Origin of the sequence: Actinomadura sp. CNU-125 (assembly GCF_001942465.1) — a bacterium.
Classification (GTDB): Bacteria; Actinomycetota; Actinomycetes; order Streptosporangiales; family Streptosporangiaceae; genus Spirillospora.
In genome coordinates, this window is the sequence record NZ_MKJY01000520.1 from 1 (window position 1) to 1,509 (window position 1,509).

Here is a 1,509-nt window from a genome sequence, read left to right on the forward strand (position 1 = left end):
GCCGGCCTGTTCGTGCAGGTCGCCGCGGTTTCGAATCTTCTGTTCGCGGGCCCGACTCCTTAAGGAGGAGAACTCCTGGTAATAGGTCGGCGCGTGTGGATCTGCGGGCGGGCCCGGGTCTGCTGGGCGCTCCCCTCGTCGGCTCCACATGCTCATAGCTCGGGTCTCGGGCCTCTGGCCGGCGCCGACCGGGCAGAGGCCCGAGTCTTGAGCGCGGCGCGCGCGCCCGAGCGTCGGCCGAATGCGTGCCGCGAGGTCGTGAGGATGCCGCGCGCGTTCCGGGCCGAGACGAGGCACCGGATGTCTCCGGCGCGGTTGCCGTTCTGCTTCGCCGATCGGCCTCGTGAAAGGGAAATGGTCGGCGCGAGGTGTGATGGCGCACGGTATCGGTGAGTGAAATTTTGTTTGACGGCGGGTTGGGTTTGTGGGATTCGGTAAGGGTGTTCAGCCGTTGAGGTGAATAAAAACGGCCGAAGATGCTTGCCTATCGGTGGTGGGTCGAGAAATGGTCGAGCTCCCGGTGAACGGGAACGGCGCCGAAATCCGGTCGCCGTGATCAGCGAATTGGGAGACGAAAATGGCCACGAAGAACACCACCGCCGAAAACCGTCCCACGGGCACGGGGGGCGCCGTGGACGGCGCCGCCGGTGCCGGTGCCGGGGTGCGTCCGTCGGGCGCGGCTGGGGCGGTGTGGGACGCGCTGACGGCCAATCCGGGTGCGACCGTCGCCGCGATCGTTGCCGGGTCGGGTGTCGGTGAGGCCAGGGTGCGGCGGTTGCTGTCGGTTCTAGAGGGTGAGGGGCGTGCGGTGCGGACGCGCGGCGGTCGGGACGGTGGTAAGCGGCTGCCCGACATTTGGACCGCCGTTGCCCCGGACACCCCCGACACCGGCACCGAGCCCGATGCGGCGCCCGCCGTCCCCACTGTGGACGCGTCCGCTGTGGACGTGGCTGCCGGGGAGGCGACCGCCGTGCCGGACGGGGACGCCGCCGACCGTGCGGACGTCACCGGGCACACCGGCGCGACCGACAGAGCCGCGACCGACACCGCCGCCGGGGTCGGTGGGGGGTTGGAGATCGATGAGGCGGCGGCCAATGAGGCGCGGGATGCGTTGGCGCTGATGAACCGGACGGTGACCGAGGTGCTGCATGCCCTGGACGTCGGTGACCCCGTGGCGGCGCTGTCGGCGGTCGAGCGGGTCTATGGCGGGTCGGGGAAGGTGCGGCGGCTGGTGCGGACGGCGGTGAACGGGCGCCCGCGTACCGGGTCGGGGCGCGTGCGTTCGGCGCCCGGTGAGATGCGGGCGAAGGTCGCCGGTCACCTGACCGCGCACCCCGGGACGGGGTTCACCCCGCACGAGATCGCCAAGGTGATCGGGCATTCGGCCGGTGCGGTGTCCAATGCCCTGGACCGGCTGGTCGAGACCGGTGACGCCGAACTGGTCAACGACCGCCCGCGCCGGTTCACCACCGTCCGCCCCGCCGCCGCCCCCGCCTCGCGCTGACCGTC

Annotated in this window: 1 protein-coding gene; it reads left to right on the forward strand. The window is 71.2% G+C overall.

Translation table 11 applies throughout. The features are described 5' to 3' along the window. The first annotated feature begins 577 nt into the window (after positions 1-577). Positions 578-1,504, forward strand: a complete 927-nt coding sequence (locus tag BJF79_RS54555) for a MarR family transcriptional regulator (protein ID WP_143220800.1) — start codon at positions 578-580, stop codon at positions 1,502-1,504. Positions 1,505-1,509 lie beyond the last annotated feature (5 nt).

What these genes read in the sequence shown, in the direction of transcription:
- BJF79_RS54555 (WP_143220800.1), top strand. Translation starts at nt 578, where the DNA reads ATGGCCACGAAGAACACCACCGCCGAAAACCGTCCCACGGGCACGGGG.